This is a genomic window from Streptomyces yokosukanensis (assembly GCF_001514035.1).
Classification (GTDB): domain Bacteria; phylum Actinomycetota; class Actinomycetes; order Streptomycetales; family Streptomycetaceae; genus Streptomyces; species Streptomyces yokosukanensis.
The window spans coordinates 220,837-240,219 of record NZ_KQ948213.1 but is presented as its reverse complement, the minus strand read 5'-3'; the positions used below and the strand labels follow the sequence as shown (position 1 = coordinate 240,219).

18 protein-coding genes and 1 pseudogene are annotated in these 19,383 nt (G+C 71.2%); 9 read left to right on the top strand and 10 right to left on the bottom strand.

Translation table 11 applies throughout. The features are described 5' to 3' along the window. Window positions 1-100 precede the first annotated feature (100 nt). Window positions 101-1,228, top strand: a complete 1,128-nt coding sequence (gene corA, locus AQI95_RS21030) for a magnesium/cobalt transporter CorA (RefSeq protein WP_067125649.1) — start codon at window positions 101-103, stop codon at window positions 1,226-1,228. Window positions 1,229-1,260: 32 nt separating this feature from the next. On the opposite strand, the gene AQI95_RS21025 is transcribed toward corA, so the two are convergent. Next, the gene (locus AQI95_RS21025) at window positions 1,261-1,893 is read right to left on the bottom strand and encodes a nucleoside/nucleotide kinase family protein (RefSeq protein ID WP_067126329.1); all 633 of its coding nucleotides are present in this window, start codon (window positions 1,891-1,893) and stop codon (window positions 1,261-1,263) included. Between the two features lie 417 nt (window positions 1,894-2,310). On the opposite strand from AQI95_RS21025, the gene AQI95_RS21020 reads away from it, so the two are divergent. The 3 genes from AQI95_RS21020 (at window position 2,311) to AQI95_RS21010 (ending at window position 5,349) form a co-directional block, all read left to right on the top strand. Further along, window positions 2,311-3,006 (top strand): DUF2293 domain-containing protein, encoded by a 696-nt coding sequence (locus tag AQI95_RS21020; protein ID WP_079071393.1) that lies wholly within the window; start codon window positions 2,311-2,313, stop codon window positions 3,004-3,006. Window positions 3,007-3,177: 171 nt separating this feature from the next. Then, entirely contained in the window at window positions 3,178-3,657 is a 480-nt protein-coding gene (locus tag AQI95_RS21015; RefSeq protein WP_067126323.1) for an anthrone oxygenase family protein, read from the top strand. Between the two features lie 204 nt (window positions 3,658-3,861). Further along, window positions 3,862-5,349 carry a glutamate synthase subunit beta gene (locus AQI95_RS21010; protein WP_067125646.1) on the top strand — a complete coding sequence of 496 codons (1,488 nt, stop codon included), beginning with the start codon at window positions 3,862-3,864 and terminating at the stop codon, window positions 5,347-5,349. A 45-nt stretch (window positions 5,350-5,394) separates the two neighbouring features. Here AQI95_RS21010 and AQI95_RS21005 read toward each other — a convergent pair whose 3' ends face one another. Beyond that, window positions 5,395-5,913, bottom strand: coding sequence for a carboxymuconolactone decarboxylase family protein (locus AQI95_RS21005; protein ID WP_067125643.1), 519 nt, complete (start codon window positions 5,911-5,913; stop codon window positions 5,395-5,397). Between the two features lie 46 nt (window positions 5,914-5,959). Here AQI95_RS21005 and pdxR point away from each other — a divergent pair, with 46 nt between their 5' ends. Further along, window positions 5,960-7,381, top strand: a complete 1,422-nt coding sequence (pdxR, locus tag AQI95_RS21000) for a MocR-like pyridoxine biosynthesis transcription factor PdxR (RefSeq protein WP_067125639.1) — start codon at window positions 5,960-5,962, stop codon at window positions 7,379-7,381. Window positions 7,382-7,415: 34 nt separating this feature from the next. Here pdxR and AQI95_RS49085 read toward each other — a convergent pair. The 3 genes and pseudogenes from AQI95_RS49085 to AQI95_RS20985 form a co-directional block, all read right to left on the bottom strand. Beyond that, window positions 7,416-7,688: pseudogene (locus AQI95_RS49085) on the bottom strand (SAM-dependent methyltransferase); the annotation flags it as partial. A 73-nt stretch (window positions 7,689-7,761) separates the two neighbouring features. Then, complete coding sequence (locus tag AQI95_RS20990) at window positions 7,762-8,016, bottom strand: DUF397 domain-containing protein (RefSeq protein ID WP_067125633.1); 255 nt, start codon at window positions 8,014-8,016, stop codon at window positions 7,762-7,764. Beyond that, entirely contained in the window at window positions 8,017-8,877 is an 861-nt protein-coding gene (locus tag AQI95_RS20985; protein WP_067125630.1) for a helix-turn-helix domain-containing protein, read from the bottom strand. A 224-nt stretch (window positions 8,878-9,101) separates the two neighbouring features. On the opposite strand from AQI95_RS20985, the gene AQI95_RS20980 reads away from it, so the two are divergent. Both AQI95_RS20980 and AQI95_RS20975 read left to right on the top strand, forming a co-directional pair. Next, window positions 9,102-9,875: an ATP-binding protein gene (locus AQI95_RS20980; protein ID WP_425264891.1), complete on the top strand. Its 774-nt coding sequence runs from the start codon at window positions 9,102-9,104 to the stop codon at window positions 9,873-9,875. Between the two features lie 164 nt (window positions 9,876-10,039). Continuing rightward, complete coding sequence (locus AQI95_RS20975) at window positions 10,040-10,432, top strand: hypothetical protein (RefSeq protein ID WP_067126320.1); 393 nt, start codon at window positions 10,040-10,042, stop codon at window positions 10,430-10,432. A 152-nt stretch (window positions 10,433-10,584) separates the two neighbouring features. On the opposite strand, the gene AQI95_RS48010 is transcribed toward AQI95_RS20975, so the two are convergent. The 5 genes from AQI95_RS48010 to AQI95_RS20955 all read right to left on the bottom strand — a co-directional run bounded on the left by AQI95_RS48010 (window position 10,585) and on the right by AQI95_RS20955 (window position 16,095). After that, window positions 10,585-10,761: a hypothetical protein gene (locus AQI95_RS48010; RefSeq protein WP_167361953.1), complete on the bottom strand. Its 177-nt coding sequence runs from the start codon at window positions 10,759-10,761 to the stop codon at window positions 10,585-10,587. Window positions 10,762-10,915: 154 nt separating this feature from the next. Then, window positions 10,916-11,578: a DUF899 domain-containing protein gene (locus AQI95_RS20970; protein ID WP_067125628.1), complete on the bottom strand. Its 663-nt coding sequence runs from the start codon at window positions 11,576-11,578 to the stop codon at window positions 10,916-10,918. Between the two features lie 111 nt (window positions 11,579-11,689). Continuing rightward, window positions 11,690-12,859 (bottom strand): cytochrome P450 family protein, encoded by a 1,170-nt coding sequence (locus AQI95_RS20965; protein ID WP_067125626.1) that lies wholly within the window; start codon window positions 12,857-12,859, stop codon window positions 11,690-11,692. 20 nt (window positions 12,860-12,879) lie between these two features. After that, window positions 12,880-14,232 (bottom strand): amidohydrolase, encoded by a 1,353-nt coding sequence (locus AQI95_RS20960; protein ID WP_067125624.1) that lies wholly within the window; start codon window positions 14,230-14,232, stop codon window positions 12,880-12,882. A gap of 15 nt (window positions 14,233-14,247) precedes the next feature. Then, complete coding sequence (locus tag AQI95_RS20955) at window positions 14,248-16,095, bottom strand: FUSC family protein (protein ID WP_107121705.1); 1,848 nt, start codon at window positions 16,093-16,095, stop codon at window positions 14,248-14,250. A gap of 386 nt (window positions 16,096-16,481) precedes the next feature. Here AQI95_RS20955 and AQI95_RS20950 point away from each other — a divergent pair, with 386 nt between their 5' ends. Beyond that, window positions 16,482-16,820 carry a Pepco domain-containing protein gene (locus AQI95_RS20950; RefSeq protein WP_067125622.1) on the top strand — a complete coding sequence of 113 codons (339 nt, stop codon included), beginning with the start codon at window positions 16,482-16,484 and terminating at the stop codon, window positions 16,818-16,820. Between the two features lie 7 nt (window positions 16,821-16,827). After that, a complete protein-coding gene (locus tag AQI95_RS20945; RefSeq protein WP_341849472.1) occupies window positions 16,828-19,368 on the top strand; it encodes a DNA/RNA helicase domain-containing protein in 2,541 nt (846 codons plus the stop codon). Window positions 19,369-19,383 lie beyond the last annotated feature (15 nt).

The window sequence follows — 19,383 nt, the reverse complement described above, 5'->3', positions numbered from 1 at the left end:
CCTGTTCCCACAGGCTTACCCGCGTTTTGCACTCGGCTGGCAGACTTGCCCGGCAAGGCGCGGAAGCGTTGTGCGGGGAGATCCATGCGAGGGGATCCAGATGTCCATGGCGGGGAATCTGCGGAAGGTCACGGGGCTGAGCCGGGTCGGCGGCCTGCGCAAGGTGGCGCGGCTGACCCGGCGGCGGCCGCGTGTCGACCTGAGTCATCCCGCCAGGTCTCCGCTGGGCTCGTCGGTGGTCAACTGCGTGACGTACCAGGACGGTGTGCGGGTGCCGCAGTGCACGGATCTGGTGGACGCCGTGCGGATGGTGCGCAAGACCGGCGAGGGGTTCGTCTGGTTGGGGCTGCATGAGCCGACGGACCGCGAGTTCGCGGGCATCGCCGAGCTGTTCGACCTGCATCCGCTGGCGGTGGAGGATGCGGTCGAGGCGCATCAGCGCCCGAAACTGGAGCACTACGGGGACACGCTCTTCGCGGTGTTCAAGACCGTCTGCTATGTGGAGCACGAGAAGCTGACGGCGACCAGCGAGGTCGTGAACACCGGCGAGATCATGGTGTTCGTCGGCGAGGACTTCGTCATCACGGTCCGGCACGGCCGACACGGCTCGCTGGGCCCCCTGCGCGAGGACCTGGAGGCCCATCCGTACCAGCTCTCGAAGGGCCCGGCGGCGGTGCTGCACGCGATCGCCGACCATGTCGTCGACGACTACCTCAACGTGACGGACGCGGTGCAGGCCGACATCGACCAGGTCGAGACCGAGGTGTTCTCGGAGAACGGCGCGCGGCTCGACCCCGGCCGCATCTACCAGATGAAGCGTGAACTGCTGGAGCTGAAGCGAGCGGTGGTACCGCTGGGCCGCCCGGTGGAGGACCTGGCCACCCGGCCCATACGTGTGGTCGCACCGGAGATACAGGCCTATTTCCGGGATGTGCTCGACCATCTGATCCGAGCCAAGGAACAGATCGCCGCGTTCGACGAACTGCTCAACTCGATCCTGCAGGCCCATCTCGCGCAGGTGACCGTCGCGCAGAACGAGGACATGCGGAAGATCACCGCCTGGGCCGCGGTGATCGCCGTGCCGACGATGGTGTGCGGTGTGTACGGCATGAATTTCGACAACATGCCGGAGCTGCACTGGCGGTTCGGCTATCCGCTGGTCATGGCTGTCATGGCGGGGGCGTGTGTGGTGCTGTATCGGGGCTTCCGGCGCAACGGCTGGCTCTGAGAGCCGCAGGGGGCTGTGGCCGGGCCTGCGGTTCAGCCACTCCAGGCAGGGTGGCGCGGGTCGTCGGTGCGTACCAGGACGTCGGCCGTGCCGGCGGGGTCGGTCTCGCCGTCGTAGCGCTCGAAGGCGGGGAGCGTCCAGTGGTCGGCCTCCGGGGTACGGCGGCGCAGGGCACCCGGGGAGAGAAGGAGGTGCACGGTCAGGTCGAAGGGGAACCAGTGGCGCAGCAGGAGGGGGCCGTGGAGCAACAGGATCCCGCCGGGCGGGAGTTGGACATAGGGACTGCGGGTGGCACGGTCGGTGACCGGATCCCACAGGTCGGGCAGGACGCGGCCGCTGCCGCCCGGGTCCAGCGGGCCGAAGACCTCGCGCCACAGGGCGCCGGTGTCGAACCATCCGCCGTAATACGACTCCGCGTCCCGCCGTCCGTGCTCCAGGCGGAGTGAGGCCGGGCGCAGAAAGCCCTCGGCATCGACCACGAGCGAGGGCCGGCCGCGTACCCGCAGCGCCTGCCCGACACGCTCGGCGAGGTCGCCGGGCCGGGCGGCCGGGGCCCCGTCGAGGCCGACCCGCGGCCAGGCACCTCCGTCGGCCGGCTCCAGGCCGGCCAGCCGGTCGGCGAGCAGCTCGGCGAGCCGGTCCCAGGTGATCGCTTCGAGTCGCACAGGGCCCATGATGCCGGGTCGCGGTGGGGCCAGGTGACGGAGCCTCCCAGGAGGGGCGGGCAGTGGGCCACTGCCGGGAGAAGGTCGCAGTCGGCAGAGGACACGGCAGTGGCAGCAAAGCCGTAGCAGCGGCGCACGAGATCCGATCCAGGCTCCCGGTGCGGCACCGTTCGCAGGCCCCGGCGTTCGACTTCGGAGCCGGAGACGCGGACGCAAGCGGAGCGACGCGAGCGCAAAGGAAGTCGGCAGCCGGAAGGAAGGAAAAAGGAAGAAGAAGTCAGCAGCCGGAGGGGAGGAAGAAGAGGAAGAGGCGAAGCGAAGCGAAGCGAGGAGAGGGAGGGACGCCGGCGGGGGGAAGGAGGAGAAGGAGCGGGCAATGTGTGGGAGGCGCGGGCGGCGACGGGGAAAGTACCGCGTATGGCGCTTCCCTCAACTCCCCACTCTCCTGGTCGGCTTGTCGTCATTCAGGCGCTGAAGCCCAAGCGGTGCGCCGGGTGCCGGCGCGGGCCGCTGTCACTGCTGGTGCTGGAGGACGGGGCACCGCGCTGCCTGCACTGCGCGGACCTCGGGCACCTGGTGTTCCTGCCGCGCGGGGACACCGCGCTGACCCGCAGATCCAGGGAGGAGAGCGGACTGTCGGTCGTGGTGGTGCGGTTCAACCGGCGCAAGAGCCGTTACGAGCGACAGGGCGTGCTCGTGGAGGAGGCGGCGCTTGCCCGGGCCGAGGCCCGCTGTCTGGCGGACGCGGAGGCACGGCGCCGGCGGCGGGCGCGGGACGCGCGGCACAGGACTGCGCAGGACGAGCGGTTCGCGGCGGCGTTCGCGGCCGAGATCCTCCGGCTGCTTCCCGGCTGCCCGGCCGACCGCGCGCGGGCCATCGCGGCGCACGCGTCCGCGCGGGGCAGCGGCCGGGTCGGGCGCAGTGCGGCCGGGCGGGCGCTCTCGGAGGGGGCGGTGATCTCGGCGGTCGTGGCGGCCGTACGGCATGTGGATACGCCGTACGACCAGCTGCTGATGAGCGGGGTGTCGCGGTACGAGGCGCGGCGCCGGATCGCCCCGGCCGTGGAGAGCGTGCTGCTGGCCTGGCAGGACATCGGGACGGACGTGGGCTGAGAGCGGCGAGGAGGAGGCGAGGGGGGAGGAAAGGAGACAAAGGAGGGGGAGACGCTCGCGTATGTCGGCGCGTTCCTCGACCATGGTCGGCGCCGCTTCCTGGGCGTGGACTGGAAGCGATGCGGTTGTCGGGCCCGTTGCGGGTGGCGCGAGACGAGATGGGGCGTGGAGATGATCGGCGGGCCGTTCTTTGTGCTGGTCGTGGTGGGGATTCTCGGCACCGGGCTGATGGCCGGGGTCTTCTGCGCGTTCTCGACCTTCGTGATGCGGGGGCTCGCCGCGCTGCCACCAGCGCAGGGCGTCGCGGCCATGAACGCGATCAATGTCGCCGCGGTGCGGACTGCGTTCATGACGGTGTTCACCGGCTCGGCGGTGCTGAGCGCGATGATCGCCGTGGTGACGTTCGTGGTGTGGCCGGGGGAAGGGAAGCTGGAACTGCTGCTGGGCAGCGCGCTGTATCTCTTCGGCTCGTTCGGGCTGACCGTGGTCGCGAACGTCCCGCGCAACGACAGACTGGCCCGGCTGACCCCGGGTGCTCCGGAGGCCGCCGCGTACTGGCCGACGTATGTGCGCGAGTGGACGTTCTGGAACCACGTCCGGGCCGTTGCCGCCGGCGCGGCGGCCCTGGTCTACGTACTGGCCCTCACCTGAGTTCCCGAGGAGCCCCTCGCCCGGCCCACCCCTGACCCTCCACCGCGAGAAAGCGCTCTCCACCACCCTCGCGCTGGTCGGCACGGACGTATCGTGGCCGAAAGAGTGCCGAAGGCGGCCGCCGGTGACATGGCTGCCGCCGATGGCGCACAGCCCGTCGTACACCCGGTACCCCTGCGGTGCCCGTACGCGAGGAAGACGACCATGGCCGATCCCAAGGGGTTCATGACCACGCCGCGCCAGGAGTGGCCGCGGCGGCCCGTCGAGGAGCGCGTGCGGGACTGGGACGAGGTGTACGTCCCCCGGGCGCTGCTGCCCATCATCAGCAAGCAGGCCGACCGGTGCATGGACTGCGGGGTCCCGTTCTGCCACGACGCCTGCCCGCTGGGCAACCTGATCCCGGAGTGGAACGACCTGGTCTCGCGGGAGGACTGGCGGGCGGCGAGCGACCGGCTGCACGCGACGAACAACTTCCCCGAGTTCACCGGCCGGTTGTGTCCGGCGCCCTGTGAGGCGGGCTGCGTCCTCGCGATCAACCAGCCGGCCGTCACCATCAAGAACGTCGAGTGCGCGATCGCCGACCGGGCGTGGGCGGAGGGCTTCACCCCGGCACGGCCGCCCGAGCGGCTGTCCGGGAGGACGGTCGCCGTCATCGGCTCCGGGCCGACCGGACTGGCGGCGGCGCAGCAGCTGACCCGGGCCGGACACACGGTCGCCGTGTACGAGAAGGACGACCGGATCGGCGGGCTGATGCGGTACGGGATCCCCGAGTTCAAGATGGCGAAGCGGCATCTGGAGCGGCGGATCGAGCAGATGCGGGCCGAGGGCACGAAGTTCCGTACGTCGACGACGGTCGGGCGGGACGTCGGCGCGGTGGAGCTGCGCGGGCGGTACGACGCGGTGGTGATCGCCACGGGCGCGACCGCGTGGCGGGAACTTTCGGTGCCGGGACGGGAGTTGGAGGGGATACAGCAGGCGATGGAGTATCTGCCACTGGCCAACCGGGTGTGCGAGGGGGATCTGGAGGTTTCACCGTTGTCGGCGGCCGGCCGGCACGTGGTGATCGTGGGCGGCGGGGACACCGGCGCGGACTGTCTGGGGACCGCGGTGCGCGAGGGGGCCGCGTCCGTGACCCAGCTGGACATCTACGCGCAGCCGGGCGCCGAGCGCGACGAGGACACCGAGCCCTGGCCGACGTACCCGAAGATCTACCGGCTGTCGGCCGCGCACGAGGAGGCCAGGGACCTGCGCACGGCGCCGGCTGCGGACGCGGACGCACGGCTGTTCGCGGCGTCCACGCTCCACTTCGCCGGCGACGACAGCGGGCACGTGCGGTCGCTGCATCTGGTGGAGGTCGACGAGTTGCGCCGACCGCTGCCGGGCACCGGACGGACGCTTCCCGTCGATCTCGTGCTGCTCGCCCTCGGGTTCTCCGGGCCGGATCAGGAGGACGGGCTGATCAGGCAGTTGGGGCTGCAGCTCGCCCCGCGTGGCACGCTCGCACGGGACGACGGCTTCGCGACCAACGTCCCCGGGGTGTTCGCCGCCGGGGACGCGGCGCGCGGGCAGTCGCTCATCGTCTGGGCGATCGCTGAGGGGCGGGCGGTGGCGGCGGCCGTCGACCGCTATCTGACGGGCAGTTCACAGCTGCCGGCACCGGTCGCTCCGAGGGATCGGCCGATGAGGGTGTAGCCGTGGCCGACCGGTGGGGTGACGGTTCGCCGTGATGTGCGGCGGTCAGCGCTTCCGTTCGTCCGTGCCCGCCACCTTGCCCGTCGACAGGGCCACCCGGTTCCACGTGTTGATCGTGCAGATCAGGGCGATGACGTGGGCCAGTTCCGCCTCGTCGAAGTGGGCGGCGGCCTCCGCGTAGACGGCGTCGGGGACGCCCGCGTCGGCGACGAGGGTCAGCGCCTCGGTGAGCGCCAGGGCGGCCTGTTCCTTCGGGGTGAAGAAGTGCCGGGCCTCGCGCCAGACGGCGACCATGTGCAGCCGGTCCTCGCTCTCGCCTGCCTTGCGGGCGTCGGCGGTGTGCATGTGCAGGCAGTAGGCGCAGTGGTTGAGGTGCGAGGCGCGGATCTGGATCAGCTCGACCAGCGCCGGGGCGAGGCCGTCACGGGCGGCGGCGTCGAAGCCGATGATGGCGCGGAAGACCTTCGGAGCGGACTTCGCGAGGTCCAGTCGGGTACGGGAGCCCTCGGCCTCGGCGATCGCGCTGGTGAGGGAGGTTGCGGTGGTGGTCGTGTGCGTCGTCATGGCTTAAACCTACGAGCCCGATAGACCGGCTGTAGGGTGCATTTCCATGACGGAATCATGGGTCAATTCCGCGGAGCGCATCGGTGCCGATCTGCATCTGGAGCTGTCGGGGCCGGGGGGCCGGCGGGCGGCGCTGACCCGGGCGCTGCGGGAGGCCGTGCGCGGCGGTCGGCTGGCTCCGGGCACGCGGCTGCCGCCGTACCGGTCGCTCGCCGCCGATCTGGGCGTGGCCCGCAACACGGTGGCCGACGCCTATGCGGAACTGGTCGCGGAGGGCTGGCTGACCGCCCGGCAGGGTTCGGGAACCCGGGTGGCCGATCGGGCGGAACCGCTGCGACACGCCGTACGGACGCCCGTAAAGGCACCTTCACGCGCGCGTGGCCCGCGGCACGATCTGCGGCAGGGTGCGCCGGACGCCTCGGCGTTCCCGCGCGCGGCCTGGTCGGCCTGCTACCGGCGGGCGCTCCAGGGGGCGCCGAGCGAGGCGTTCGGGCCGGGAGATCCGGCCGGGCGCCGGGAGCTGCGGGAGGCGCTGACCGAGTATCTGGCACGCGCGCGTGGCGTGCGGACCGAGCCGGACCGGATCGTCGTCTGCTCGGGCTTCGCACACGCGCTGCGGCTGCTGTTCGGCCAGGGCGCGGGCGGGGTGCTGCGCGGGCCGCTGGGCGTGGAGGCGTACGGGCTGGAATTCCACCGGGGGCTGCTCGCCACGGCCGGGGTGCGAACGGTCCCCTTGCCGCTGGACGAGCACGGCGCGCGCGTGGACGTGCTCGGCCGGGAGCGGGCGGTGCTGCTCACGCCGGCGCATCAGTTCCCGACCGGCGGCCCGCTGCACCCGGAGCGCCGGGCGGCCGTGATCGACTGGGCACGCGCGCGTGGGGCGGTCGTCCTGGAGGACGACTACGACGGCGAGTTCCGGTACGACCGCAAGCCCGTCGGCGCGCTCCAGGGCCTCGATCCGGAGCGGGTGATCTACGTCGGGTCGGTCAGCAAGAGCCTGTCGCCCGCGCTGCGGCTGGGCTGGATGGTCCTGCCGCAGCGGTACGTCGGGCCGGTGCTCGCGGCGAAGGGCGAGCGGGAGAGCTGGGCGAGCGTCCTGGACCAGCTGGCGCTGGCGGAGTTCCTCGTCTCCGGGTCGTACGACCGACATGTGCGGCGCATGCGCCAGCGCTACCGGCACCGGCGTGACCGGCTCGTCGCCGCGCTCGCCGCCGACGCGCCCCAGGTCGAGGTGACGGGCATCGCGGCCGGGCTGCACGCGGTGCTGCGGCTGCCGCCGGGCACGGAGCGGTCCGCAGTGAAGGCCGCCGCGTGGCAGGGCGTCGCCCTGGACGGACTCGCCGCGTTCCGGCATCCGCAGGCGGCGGCGAGCGCCGGTGACGGCCTGGTGGTGGGATACGCGGCCGCGGCGGAACACGCCTACGGCGCCGCGCTGGAGGCACTGTGCGGGGTGCTGCCTCCCGGGTGAGGAGCCGGGCTGCCCCCGGAGGGCGGTGGCCGGCCTCCCGGGCGCCCGGCGCGAGGGTGATGCCGGCCGCCCTCAGTTTCCCGGTGGCCGCAGCCGACTCCTCGGGGGTGAGGTCGACCGTGGCGTGGGTCATCATCAGACAGCTGCCGGAGGGCAGTTCGGCGAGCAGCCGGGCGACCGGTTCGTGCGCGCCGTCCTCGTCGGAGACGAAGTGCAGCAGGGCCGCCGCGTGGGCCAGCACGATCGGGTCGTTGTCGCAGTGGACGACCCGCGCGTCGGGCGCGGTCCGCCATGCGGCACTCCGCAGACGTCCGACGCGGTGAGTGATCAATTCGAAACCACGACAAGGAGGTTGAGCGAGAGGCAGCACATGGTCGGGATCAGGACAGCAGGAAGTCGGCCTCCCCCGCCTTGGCACCCGCGATGAACGCGGTCATCTCGTCCGCGGTGTAGATCAGCGCCGGGCCGTCCGGGTCGGTGGACTGGCGCACGGCGATCCGGCCGTCGGCCAGCTTCATCGCCTCCAGGCAGTTCCCGCCGTTGCCGCCGCTCCAGGGCTTGTGCCAGCCCTCGCTGCCCAGCTCCCGCGCGGGCATGCCGTTGTAGACGTGCCCGCGCGGCTCGATGCGGTCCATTCACAGCTCCTTGCGGAGATCCTGGAGGATCCCCTTCGTGCGTTGTGCCGTAGCAGCCTGCGCCGCCATGCGGTCCATGACCTCGAGGTGGGTGGCCACCTCGGTGCGCGCGTCCAGGTAGACGGCTCCGGTCAGGTACTCGCTGTAGACCATGTCCGGCAGCTCCGGCATGGCGAATCGGAACAGCACGAACGGCCCGTACGTCCCCGGATGCGGCCCGCTCGCGAACGGGGCCACCTGGAGCGTCACATGAGGCAGCTTCGTGGCCTCGAGCAACTTGTCGATCTGCGCACGCATCACCTCCGGACCGCCGACCGGGCGGCGCAGGGCCGTCTCGTCCATCACCGCCCAAAAGCGCGGGGCGTCGGCACGGGTGAGCAGCTGCTGGCGCTGCATGCGCAGCGCGACATGCCGCTCGATGTCGTCCGGGCTGGTCTGGCCGATGGCACCGGACTTGAGCACACCGCGCGCGTAGTCCTCGGTCTGGAGCAGGCCGGGGACGAAGTGCGGCTCGTAGGAGCGGATGAGGCTGGCGGCGCCCTCCAGGCTGACGTACATCGAGAACCAGCCGGGCAGGATGTCGTGGAACCGTTGCCACCAGCCGGGCCGATTGGCCTCCTCGGCCAGCTGGACGAAGAGTTCGGCCTCGTCGTCGGGCACGCCGTAGGCCTTGAGCAGCAGTTGCAGGTACGGGATCTTGAGGGCGACCTCGGCCATCTCCATACGGCGGACGGTGGCGGGAGCGACGCGCAGTACGCGGGCGGCTTCCTCGCGCTTCAGCCCGGCGCGTTCCCGCAGGTCCAGCAGGCGCCGGCCGAGGACCACCTGGCCCACCGTCGGCGCGGACCGCGGTTCGCTCACGCTCCCACCTCCACCGAAGACTCCACCGAAGACTCCACCGAAAGCCCCACTGATGCTCCACCGAAATGTTTCCCGACAGCCCTACGGCGCCATTCGAAGATGCATTCGAAGACCAGGGCGGATCTCCGATGACCCCAATTGGCGCCGCTCTACATGCTGTTGCGAGCAGTGTGCCACGGCCCCTCACCGAGTCACACAGCACTCTGCAACTTTCAGAGTGGTACTTGCCAAGTGTTCACGGCGGGGAGATAGTGGCAAGCGTGATTCCGTCCGCGCCCTTAGGAACAGACGCCGCCGCAGACCGTCCCGGTCACGGCGCAGCCACGGGAGCAGCCCCCCAGGGGGGCGCTGCCGGGCGCCGGTTCCGCTTCGAGCTGGCCGCACATCCGGGTTCCGTCGCCCAGGCCAGACGCCTGACGCGTGCCCGGCTGACCGGCTGGTCGGTGTGCGCGGACACCTGTGACAGCGCGGCCCTGGTCATGTCCGAGCTGGTCACCAACGCGATCGTGCACACCGCGAGCAGTCGCGTCGTGTGCGAGTTGCACGACCACGACGACACCGTGCGCATAGCCGTACGCGACTGGGGCTGTGCCCCCGGTGAACCCCACCCGTCCCCGCAGCGCCCTGACGAGGAGCACGGGAGGGGATTGCTTCTCGTCGACGCGCTGTGCCGGGCCTGGGGTGCCCAGGAACACGGGCCGGGGCTGCTGGTCTGGGCCGAGCTGGCCCGTCGGACCGACGCGGCCCACGACACCACGGAACCGTGCAACGACCTGGGCTGGGGTGCCCGCACCAAGCCGGGCCGTCCGGACGACTCGGACGAGGACGAGTCGCCGGAGGGCCGGCACCCGGGTTCCGGGCACCCCATCTATCGGGACGGCGAACAGCAGCACCGCCACGGGACACCGGAGCCGCACCGGCACCACGCCCCGGACGTGCCGTCGCACCGGACTCTGCGCCGGCCCCCCGAGCAGCGCCGGGCGGGGGAGCGCCCGTGAGCGCAGGCCACGGCTCCGGCGGCCACGACTGCGATCCTCGGGGTGTCCCCCACTCCGAGCAGCACCGTCCCGCCCCCACCCGCGTCCGCCGGCCCGACACCACGAGCCCTTCCGAGCCCGGCCAGGTCGGTGCCGTCGGCCCCGGCGGCGAGCGACCTCTCGGCCTGGACACCCTGGTGCGGCTGCAGCGGCGCAGACCCGTCCCGGACGCGCCTCGCCATCTCGCGCTGCCGGACGGCATGACCGCACCGCTCGGCTGGGACGCCGTGGCCGTGCCCGACCGTCTCGGCCCCCTGGTCGTGCCCCGGCTGCCCCGGCTGGGCTGTGTGTACACCGACGGCGCCCGCTGGTGGTGGATCGTTCCGTCGGACTCCGACTACGCCCTTCCGTGGCCGTCTCCGGCCCACTACGCCCCCGGCGCCGTGGTCACCGGCAGCGCGCGGCTCATCCACCGCCCGGACGGCACGGTCCCCTACACCCCGCCGATCCCGCTGTACCTGGCCCTGTGCCGGGTGATCGGGACGGCCCCGGACTGGTCGCGAGCGGTCTCGGCGTAGCCGCCGCGCTCGCTTCGGCCGCGGCGCGGCGCCCCGAGGTGCCGGGTTCTGTTCATGGGCGGCCGCGGGGAGCGCGGCCGGCGCGGGGCGTACGTGGCGGATCGCGGGGCGTACGTGGCCGGTCGCGGAGTTCCCCGCGCCCCGCGGTCGGCTCAGTCCGCGCCGTCGCCGCTGCGCACGATCACCAGGAAGGTGTCCGTCGCGAGGTCCATGACGACCTCGGCGGGCAGCCCTTCCTGACGCCGCGCGTGCGCGAACTCCTCGGCGGGCCAGGAACCTCGTGGACCACCGGCGGGAAAGCGTTCGAGCACGGTTCGCCCGTTCACCATCTCGCACCTCCAGAAAAGCGTCGTCCTCAGGGGAGTTAACGCCCTGGAGAAGGGAAACACCTCGCTCGGTGACGGGACTGAGACATTGTCTACACGTGTTCGGTGCGGACCGTGAGGATCCGTTCACTTTGTGACACAAACAGTACTCTTCGTGTCAGAAGTCGTACTCGTCGTACTCGTCGTGAAAGCGGAGCCGGTCGCTGCCCGCAGGACTGCGGCCGAGCGCGGTGAAGTCGAGCAGGCCGGCGAGGGTGCCGAGTCCGTCCAGCCCGTCGTCGTACGCCGAGTAGGTGTGGAAGACCCGGTCGTGGTCGCGCAGGAAGCAGCTCAGGCCCGGGCGCTCGGCGAGGCCGCCGTCCAGCTCCACGGTGGCCTCGAAGTCGAGGTTGAAGTCGCCGTGGGACGAGGGGTCCGTCGAGTACCAGGGCACCGCCCAGCCCATCCGCGCCTTGAACGGCAGGATCCGGGTGAACGGCGCCCGGGAGACGGCCGCGAAGGAGGTGTTCCGGGCGCGCAGATGGGCGAGGTGGCCGACCTGGTCCAGGAAGGCCGAGCAGCACGGGCAGCCGGTCTCCTGCTCCGGCGCGAACATGAAGTGGTGGACGACGAGCTGGGCCCGTCCCTCGAAGAGGTCCAGGAGGGTGGCCTTTCCGTCGCCGCCCTCGAAGACGTACTCCGTGTCGACCTCGACCATGGGCAGCCGCCGCCGCTCCGCACCGAGGGCCGCACGCGCCCGCCCGACCGCCTCCTCCTTGCGCCGCAACTCCTCGCGCGCCGCGCGCCACTGCTCGCGCGAGACGATCTCCGGGATCGACATGAGCCCTCCTGACAACGGTCGGTTCGCAAGGGGTGACCGTCGGTGGATACGGAACTCATCGCCGCGCACGGAGATTCTTTCCGGCCTGTTTCCCATTCCGTCGGCCCGTGCTCAGTACCTCACCGGCAGGGCCAGCAGCCCGCGGCCCCGCAGCGACGGACGCCACTCCAACTCCCCGTCGTCCAGGGCAAGTTCGGGAAAGCGCTCCAGCAGGGCCGTCAGGGCGATCTCCGTCTCCGCGCGGGCCAGGGGCGCACCGAGGCAGAAGTGGACGCCGTGGCCGAGGGCGAGATGTCCGGCGGCGTCGCGGGAGAGGTCGAGGCGGTCGGGGTCGGGGAAGCGGGCGGGGTCACGGTTGGCGGCGGACAGGGACACCAGGACCGTCTCCCCGGCGGGGACGGTGACGCCCGCGATGGTCACGTCCTCGACCGGGAACCGGCGGATCGCGAGCAGGGCGGGGCCCTCGTAACGGACCAGTTCCTCCACGGCGGCGGGCAGTCGGGTCGGATCCTCGCGCAGGACGGCGAGCTGGTCGGGGTGGCGCAGGAGGGCGAGGGCGGCGTTGCCGATGAGCTGGACCGTGTTCTCGTAACCGGCGAACAGGATGAGGAAGGCCAGCGACATCAGTTCGTCCTCGCCGAGCCGGTCGCCGTCCTCGTCGCGTACGGCGATCAGGTCGGAGAGGAGGTCGTCGGCGGGCTCGGCCCGCTTGGCGGCGAGGAGCCGGGTGAAGAAGCCGAGCATGGCGACCACCGCTCCCCGGGCGGCTTCGGGCCGGGCCGGGTCCGGGGCGACGAGGGTGTCCGTCCAGATCCGGAAGTCCAGGCGATGGCTCTCCGGCACACCGAGCAGGTCGCAGATGACGGTGATGGGCAGCGGGGCCGCGTAGGAGGCGATCAGGTCGGTGGTGCCGTGCGGGCCGAGCGCGTCGAGGAGCTGGTCGGCGGTACGGCGGATGGGCTCGTGCAGTTGCCGGACGCGGCGCGGAGTAAAGGCGCGGCTGACCAGGCGCCGGATGCGGGTGTGGTCCGGCGCGTCCATGTTGAGGAGGTTGGCGTCCAGCGCGGGCGGTAGCGAGAACCCCTTGTAGCTGCCGGCCGTCGCGTGCCGCTTGTCCAGCGAGAGCCGGGGGTCGGCGAGCGCGGCCCGGGCGTCCTCGTACCGGGTCACGAGCCAGGCGGGGGTGCCGTCGGGGCCGGTGATGCGGTGCACGGGCGCGGTGTCGCGCAGACGTCGGTAGACGTCGTAGGGGTGGTCGATGAGACCGTCCGCGAGATCCATGATCCGCAGCCTACGCGGGCTCAGGTGTCGTACTCCTGGATGCGCCGACCGTGACCGCGGTCGGTCAGCGCGGGCAGGCGGCGCTCCAACTCGCCGACGGCGGCGGGCAGGTCGAGGGTGAGCAGGGCGCGGTCGCGCATCAGGATCCGGCCGTCGACGACGGTCGTGCGGACGTCCGCCGCGCGGGCGCTGTGCACGAGGGTGGCGGCGAGGTCGTGGACGGGCTGGGTGTGCGGGCCGGTGAGGTCGACCAGGATGATGTCGGCGCGCCGGCCGGGCGCCAGGGTGCCCACGCTGCCGCCGAGGCCGACCGCGCGGGCGCTCTGCAGGGTGGCGTGGTGCAGGGCCTGACGGGACGTCAGCCAGCGGGCGTCGCCTTCGGTGGACTTCTGGATCAGGGCGGTCAGCGTCATCGCCTCCCACACGTCGAGGGAGTTGTTGGAGGCGGCGCCGTCCGTGGCCAGACCGACGGGGACACCGGCCGCGCCCAGGGCTCGTACCGGGGTGGTGTCCGGCCAGGCGAACCGGAGGTAGCCGCGGGGCGCGGTCGCCACGGCCGTACGGCCTCCGGTGCGGGCCAGCAGCGGGAGGTCGCGTTCCAGGATGCCGGTGCCGTGCGCGATGAGCAGGTCGGTGTCGAGCAGTCCGGTCCGCTCCAGGACCTCGATGGGGGTGAGGCCGTGCCGGGCGAGGCTGGTGTCGGTCTGGTCGCGGTTCTCGGCGGCGTGGAGGTGGACGGGCAGCCCGTGCCGGCGGGCGAGTTCGGCGGTGGCGGTGAGGTCGGCGTCGGTGACGGTGTAGGGGGCGTGCGGGGCGAGGGCGGTGGTGACACGGCCGTCGGCGGTGCCGCGGTGGCGCAGCGCGAACTCCGCCGAGCGCTCCCGGCCCGCCGGGCCCTGGCTGGAGAAGTAGGCCTCGCCGAGGTGGGCGCGCAGCCCGCACTCGGCGACGACGGCGGCGACGGTGTCCATGTGGAAGTAGTGGTCGGCGAAGCAGGTCACCCCGCCCCGGATCATCTCGGCGCAGGCGAGCCGGGCGCCCAACTCGACGTCATCGGGCGTGAGATTGGACTCGACGGGCCAGACGACGTCGTTGAACCACTCCTCGACGGGCAGATCCTCGGCGAGGCCGCGCAGCACCGCCATCGGCGCGTGCGTATGGCAGTTGATCAGTCCCGGCATGGCGACCTGCCCGCGCGCCTCGATCCGCTCCACGGCGGGCAGATCGCGCACCTGCGCGGCTGTCGTCACCGACTCGACGAGGCGGTCGCGTACGACGATCGCGGCGTCCGGACGGAACCCGATCCGTTCGTCCTCGTCGTGGACGAGCACGGTGCAGCCGGTGATGACGAGATCGGCGGGGGAGGCGCACATGCGCCCACCGTGCGGCTACGCGGCCGCCGGCAACGGCACTTCGACGCCCTGTGTCTCCAACTCCTTCAGCGCCTGGTGGAGTTGTCCGATGTGCCGAGGCGTGAGCCGACCGGTGTCGTCGAGGTGGACGGCGCAGGCGGTGGTGGTGTCGACAAGTCGCTCCAGCGTGTCGGCGACGGCGCCCGTGCCCGCGGTGTGCCGGGCGAGGGCCGGCAGTTCGGCGGCGGCGACCGCGATCGCGGTACGGGCCTCGGCGAGGGTGCGATAGGCCTCCCGGCGCAGTACCCACCGCTCGGCCCGGTCGCCGGACTCGCCGAGGACGTGCACCAGGTAGGCGTGCGCGGCGCCTCCTGCCGCGCCGAGCCGCGCCCGCACCCCGCCGCCGCGCTCCCCCGGCATCGGAAGATGCCCGACGACCAGCACGAGCGCGCAGGCCAGCAGGGTCTCGCCGATGCGGCTGACGGAGGCCTGCGGCTCGCCGCCGGCCATCACCAGGGCGAGGACGAGGACGGTGACGACGGCGGTCTGCGCGGCGAAGTGCCGGGTGGCGACCGGGACCAGCGCACCGCAGACCGCGACCAGCGCGATCAGCCCGGCGGGCCGGGGCAGCACCGCGGCGAGCCCGGCGAAGACCAGGGCGCCGAACACGGTCCCGGCGGCCCGGCACAGCACCCGCGAGGCGAGCGGCCCGAGATCGGGCTTGACCAGGAAGACGGCGGTGGCGGGCAGCCAGTACCAGTGCTGGTGCTGGCCGTACCAGCGGGTGTGGTGCAGCGCCTGGGCGATGGCGGCGCTGGCCCCGAAGCAGAGGGCGACGCGCAGCCCGTACTCGCGTCCGCCGACGCCGAGCGCGGCGCGTACGGCGCCCTTGGCGCCCCGGCGCCGGGCGAGCGGCCGCTGTTGCGCGCCGTCCGTCCGGTCGAAGGTCTCGGCGGCGCGCAGCAAGGCGTCGTCGAGGGCGCGCAGGGCGGGAACGGACCGGCTGGGGGCGGGCAGCGGACCGGTACCGGTGTTGCCGCGGACGGCGGCGGCGAGTCTGCGGGGGCCTTCCGCGGCCCGCGCGGAGACCGGCTCCCCCGCCCAGAACAGGGCGGTCGCGGCCTCGGCGAGAGGGAGGGCGGCCGTGTACTGGGCGTGCAGCCGGCGCTCTGCGCCGGAACTGGCGTACCGGCGCAGCCGGGGCCCGGCGAGGGCGTCCTGGGCATGGTCGAGGGCGGCGGTGAGCGCGGCCCGCCGCGCGGTGGCCCGCGGCCCGCCCACGGCTCCGAGCAGCGCGGCGACGGCGTCGTACACCTCGGCGACCGCCGCCCGCTCCCCGTCGAACCGGAAGTCCCCGGCGAGCGAACCGGGCGTGGGCAGGGCGAGCCGCAGCGCAAGGAGCCAGCCGGCCCCGGCGAGGAAGGCGAGGGCCCGCTGCCCGCCGCTCTCGGCCGCCGGCATCCCGGCGCCGAGCGCGGCTCCGACGAGCAGCTGCGTCCCCGCGGCGGACGCGACGGGCCCGACCGCGCTGATGCCGCCGGCGAGCAGCCCGAGCCCGGTGAGCGCCAGGGTGAGCGGTACGGCGGCCAGCCCCTGCCCGGCACCGGTGCCCACGAGCAGCCCGAGGGCACCGGCGGCCGCGGGCACCCCGAGCCGCTTGACGGAGACCCGCCGGCCGCCGGGCCGGTCGTTGATGCCGGCGAGCATCGCGGCGATGGCGGCGAGCACACCGAGGGGCGTCCGCCCGGCGAGCACCCCGGCGAGCAGCAACGGCCCGGCGGCGAGCCCGCCCCGGATCACCGCACCCCAGGGAACGGGGCCGCGCTGAGCCCGCAGGGCATGGGCGAGCCAGAGAGGCACGGACAGTGCGGCGGGGCGCGACATGGGGCTCCTGTTCGTACGAGGGCGGGGTGGGCCTTCGGACGACGGTGGCCGGCGGGCTGTGCCTCAACGGTAGAGCCGTTTCGGGGGGCAAACGGGGCGGACACGTTTCGGGGAGGTGAAAGATGCCGGGGACGGCCGAGTTCTTTATGAACGCAATCCCTTCGAAGCCGAGCGCCGGCCCTCCATGGAGGGCCGGATCAGCACAGATGGCACCGCGCCGTCCCATGCAGGGCTCCGACGCACGAGCAGGACGGGTGCACGGCAACAGGTGCCCCGGCGGGCGCAGTCCGCGGAACCCATCCCTGTCCCGGACCGGCATCGGACGGATCTGTAGCACCCTCACCACCTAGGGTTGTGACACACCTTCCGTTGATCAAGGGAGAAACATGAGCCAGAACACCGATCACATAGCTCCGGAGACGCTTCCTTTCTGGGTGACGCTGGAGGAAGACGACTCACGTGCCGACGACACCATGGGGGTCTTCGGCCGCGACCCGGAAGCCGTTCTGCGCTCCGTACCGCTGGGGCCGCTACGCAAGAACCTCACCGAGACCGTGGACGCTCTGCAGCAGATCTTCGCCGACGTGGCGGCACGGGGAGGGGCCCTTCCCCTGGCCGAGGCTCAGCTCTCTTTCCAAGTGACTGCCAGCGGCGGCGTTCAGCTGCTAGGAACAGGACAGATCCAGAACGGACGGGGGCTCACGCTCACGTTCAAGCGTCCGTAGGAGCGCGATGATGCCACGTTTCAGAGCTCTCCTGATCGGCGCGAGCGATTACGACGACCCGGCACTGACCAACCTCCCGTTCGTACCGACAGATCTTGAGCGACTTGCAGACGCTCTCCGCGCCCGCGGATATCAGACTGTCGACGTTCCCACATCCCGGCGCGGTGTGACGCCGAACTTCGTGCACGGTGAGATCCGCAAGCTTCTTGCCAGCGCCGGCCGGAACGACGTGCTCCTGATCATGCTGAGCGGGCACGGCGTTCACATCAACGGCGCGGACTACTTACTCCCGGAGGACGCATACCTCAACATCGTCGACCGTGCCGGCATCGAGATCGACTGGGCTCGAGAACTGGATCACAGTGCGGCGGAGAGCGTTGTCTTCCTTATCGACGCGTGCCGGGAAGGAGTCGATCCTGGCACCATGTCCGTCGCCAACAGGCAGTGGGGTACACGGAAGAGCGCAGCTGCCACACAGCGCAAAGTCGCTTATGTCTATGCTTGCTCGCCCGCCCAGCTTGCCCTCTATGTTCGGCACGACGACACCGCGGTGGACCCGGACAGCATCGACACGACTTCGGGTGACACCTTCAGCCTCTTCTCCCGCGCCATGACGGACGTCGTGGCAGGACAACCCCGAGTGGGCAGTCTCGATCGTCTCGAGGCGGCGGTCCAAGACCGTATCGGCGACTTCCACAGAGCCTATGCGAAGTCGCGTCCGCTGCAGCAGATTCGCGTACTGACAGATGTACCGAAGGAAGATTTCCTCGTTCTACCGACGGACGCATCACTATCCGCAGAAGCCACAGACGAACAGTCATTGCACGTCGTTCTCAACAAATTGTTGACCTCGGCAGGGCTTGACCAGGTCGAGGTACTGAGAAACGTTGATCTCCCGCTGACCAGCATGCGTGCTGCCGTGGTACTGGCAGGGCACCATCCGGACACCGGACGCCCGTCCTACTTCGTCTTGGAATTGAAGGACTGGGCCTCAGTCTCTCCATACGACGGAGCCTCCACCCTCTGCAGCGTAGACGGCGACCCCGCCCCCGTCCTCAACCCCGCCGAGGAGGTCAAGGGCACCTGCGACTATCTTGCCGCGTTCAATGGGGCAATTATCGACGAAACCGGACACGTGGCTGGTGCGGCGTTCCTGCACAACACCACCGCACCAAAGGCAAGCGGTGTTCAGGCCGTCCCCCAGGGCGAGCAAACGATGCTGTTCACGAGTGACGGTCAGGACCAACTCATCGACGCTCTGCGCTCACGGCTGGCGCCTGCACCGGGCGCTGACGCGGCTGCCGCTCTCCTGAACTCGGAGCCGCGTCCAGCCACGCAACTCATGGGGGTAGCAGCCGACGAGGTCCGTTCCGCTGAGCAGTTCATCCTGCTCAAGCAGCAGCGTCTGGCCTACGAACTCGTGTTGAACGCCGTCCGCAAGGCCGAGGGAATCGGGCCTAAGGAGATCGTGATCGTCACCGGCGGTCCGGGGTCGGGAAAGAGCGTTATCGCCCTGTCGCTGCTGGGCGAATTGGACCGGAATGGCTACAAGGCAGCACATGCCACCGGATCACAGTCCTTCACGAAGACGATGCGCAAGATCGCGGGGGCTGGCGACACGCGGGTAAAGGGCCTCTTCAAGTATTTCAACAGTTTCATGCAGTCGAAGCCCGAGGAATTCGACGTACTCATCTGCGACGAGGCCCATCGCCTGAGGGAGACGTCCGTGGACCGATACACACCCGCAGCCCAGCGCACAGGCAGGCCACAGATCGACGAGCTGCTCGACGTGGCGCGCGTTCCCGTTTTCCTTCTCGACGAGCACCAGGTCGTGCGCCCCGGGGAGACCGGAACGGTGGAGTTCATCAAGTCAGCCGCTGCTGCGAGGGGGTACACCTGCCATGTGGTGCCCCTTGCAGACCAGTTCCGGTGCGGTGGAAGTGAGGAATACCTGCGGTGGGTCGTACGCCTTCTCGAGCTCGCGCCGGGAGGACCGATCGAGTGGGTGCCGGACGGCAAGGTGACTCTGCAGGTCGCCGAGACCCCTGAAGAACTCGAGTCCGTGCTCCGGGCCCGGCGTTCGGAGGGGTACAACGCGCGCATCTCCGCCGGATACTGCTGGCCCTGGACGAAGAAGATCCCGGCAGGACAGGACTTGCCGGAAGACGTCGTGATCGGCGAGTGGCGCCGCCCGTGGAACGTCGCCGGTGACAAACGAGTGGCAGGTGCTCCGCCATCGGCCCTCTGGGCAACGGATCCGGCGGGATTCGGCCAGGTGGGGTGCGTGTACACGGCTCAAGGATTCGAGTACGACTGGAGCGGCGTCATCCTCGGCCCGGATCTCGTATGGCGTGAGGATCGCTGGGTGGCTGATCGCTCCGCGTCCAAGGACACGGCTTTCAAGAAGTCGACGCCGGACGATGAACTGGACCGACTGATCCGGAACACCTACAAGGTGTTGCTCACCAGGGGGATGATCGGAACGGTCATCTTCTCCACGGATGCCGAGACGCGAGCCAAGCTCAAGGAACTCGTAAGCCAGCAGTAGGTCGAACTGGTGGGG

Excerpts from the sequence above, each read along its gene's own strand:
- corA (WP_067125649.1), top strand. The coding sequence starts at position 101 with ATGTCCATGGCGGGGAATCTGCGGAAGGTCACGGGGCTGAGCCGGGTC.
- AQI95_RS21020 (WP_079071393.1), top strand. The coding sequence starts at position 2,311 with ATGGCGCTTCCCTCAACTCCCCACTCTCCTGGTCGGCTTGTCGTCATT.
- AQI95_RS21015 (WP_067126323.1), top strand. The coding sequence starts at position 3,178 with ATGATCGGCGGGCCGTTCTTTGTGCTGGTCGTGGTGGGGATTCTCGGC.
- AQI95_RS21010 (WP_067125646.1), top strand. The coding sequence starts at position 3,862 with ATGGCCGATCCCAAGGGGTTCATGACCACGCCGCGCCAGGAGTGGCCG.
- AQI95_RS21005 (WP_067125643.1), bottom strand. The coding sequence starts at position 5,913 with ATGACGACGCACACGACCACCACCGCAACCTCCCTCACCAGCGCGATC.
- pdxR (WP_067125639.1), top strand. The coding sequence starts at position 5,960 with ATGACGGAATCATGGGTCAATTCCGCGGAGCGCATCGGTGCCGATCTG.
- AQI95_RS20990 (WP_067125633.1), bottom strand. The coding sequence starts at position 8,016 with ATGGACCGCATCGAGCCGCGCGGGCACGTCTACAACGGCATGCCCGCG.
- AQI95_RS48010 (WP_167361953.1), bottom strand. The coding sequence starts at position 10,761 with ATGGTGAACGGGCGAACCGTGCTCGAACGCTTTCCCGCCGGTGGTCCA.
- AQI95_RS20970 (WP_067125628.1), bottom strand. The coding sequence starts at position 11,578 with ATGTCGATCCCGGAGATCGTCTCGCGCGAGCAGTGGCGCGCGGCGCGC.
- AQI95_RS20965 (WP_067125626.1), bottom strand. The coding sequence starts at position 12,859 with ATGGATCTCGCGGACGGTCTCATCGACCACCCCTACGACGTCTACCGA.
- AQI95_RS20960 (WP_067125624.1), bottom strand. The coding sequence starts at position 14,232 with ATGTGCGCCTCCCCCGCCGATCTCGTCATCACCGGCTGCACCGTGCTC.
- AQI95_RS20955 (WP_107121705.1), bottom strand. The coding sequence starts at position 16,095 with ATGTCGCGCCCCGCCGCACTGTCCGTGCCTCTCTGGCTCGCCCATGCC.
- AQI95_RS20950 (WP_067125622.1), top strand. The coding sequence starts at position 16,482 with ATGAGCCAGAACACCGATCACATAGCTCCGGAGACGCTTCCTTTCTGG.
- AQI95_RS20945 (WP_341849472.1), top strand. The coding sequence starts at position 16,828 with ATGATGCCACGTTTCAGAGCTCTCCTGATCGGCGCGAGCGATTACGAC.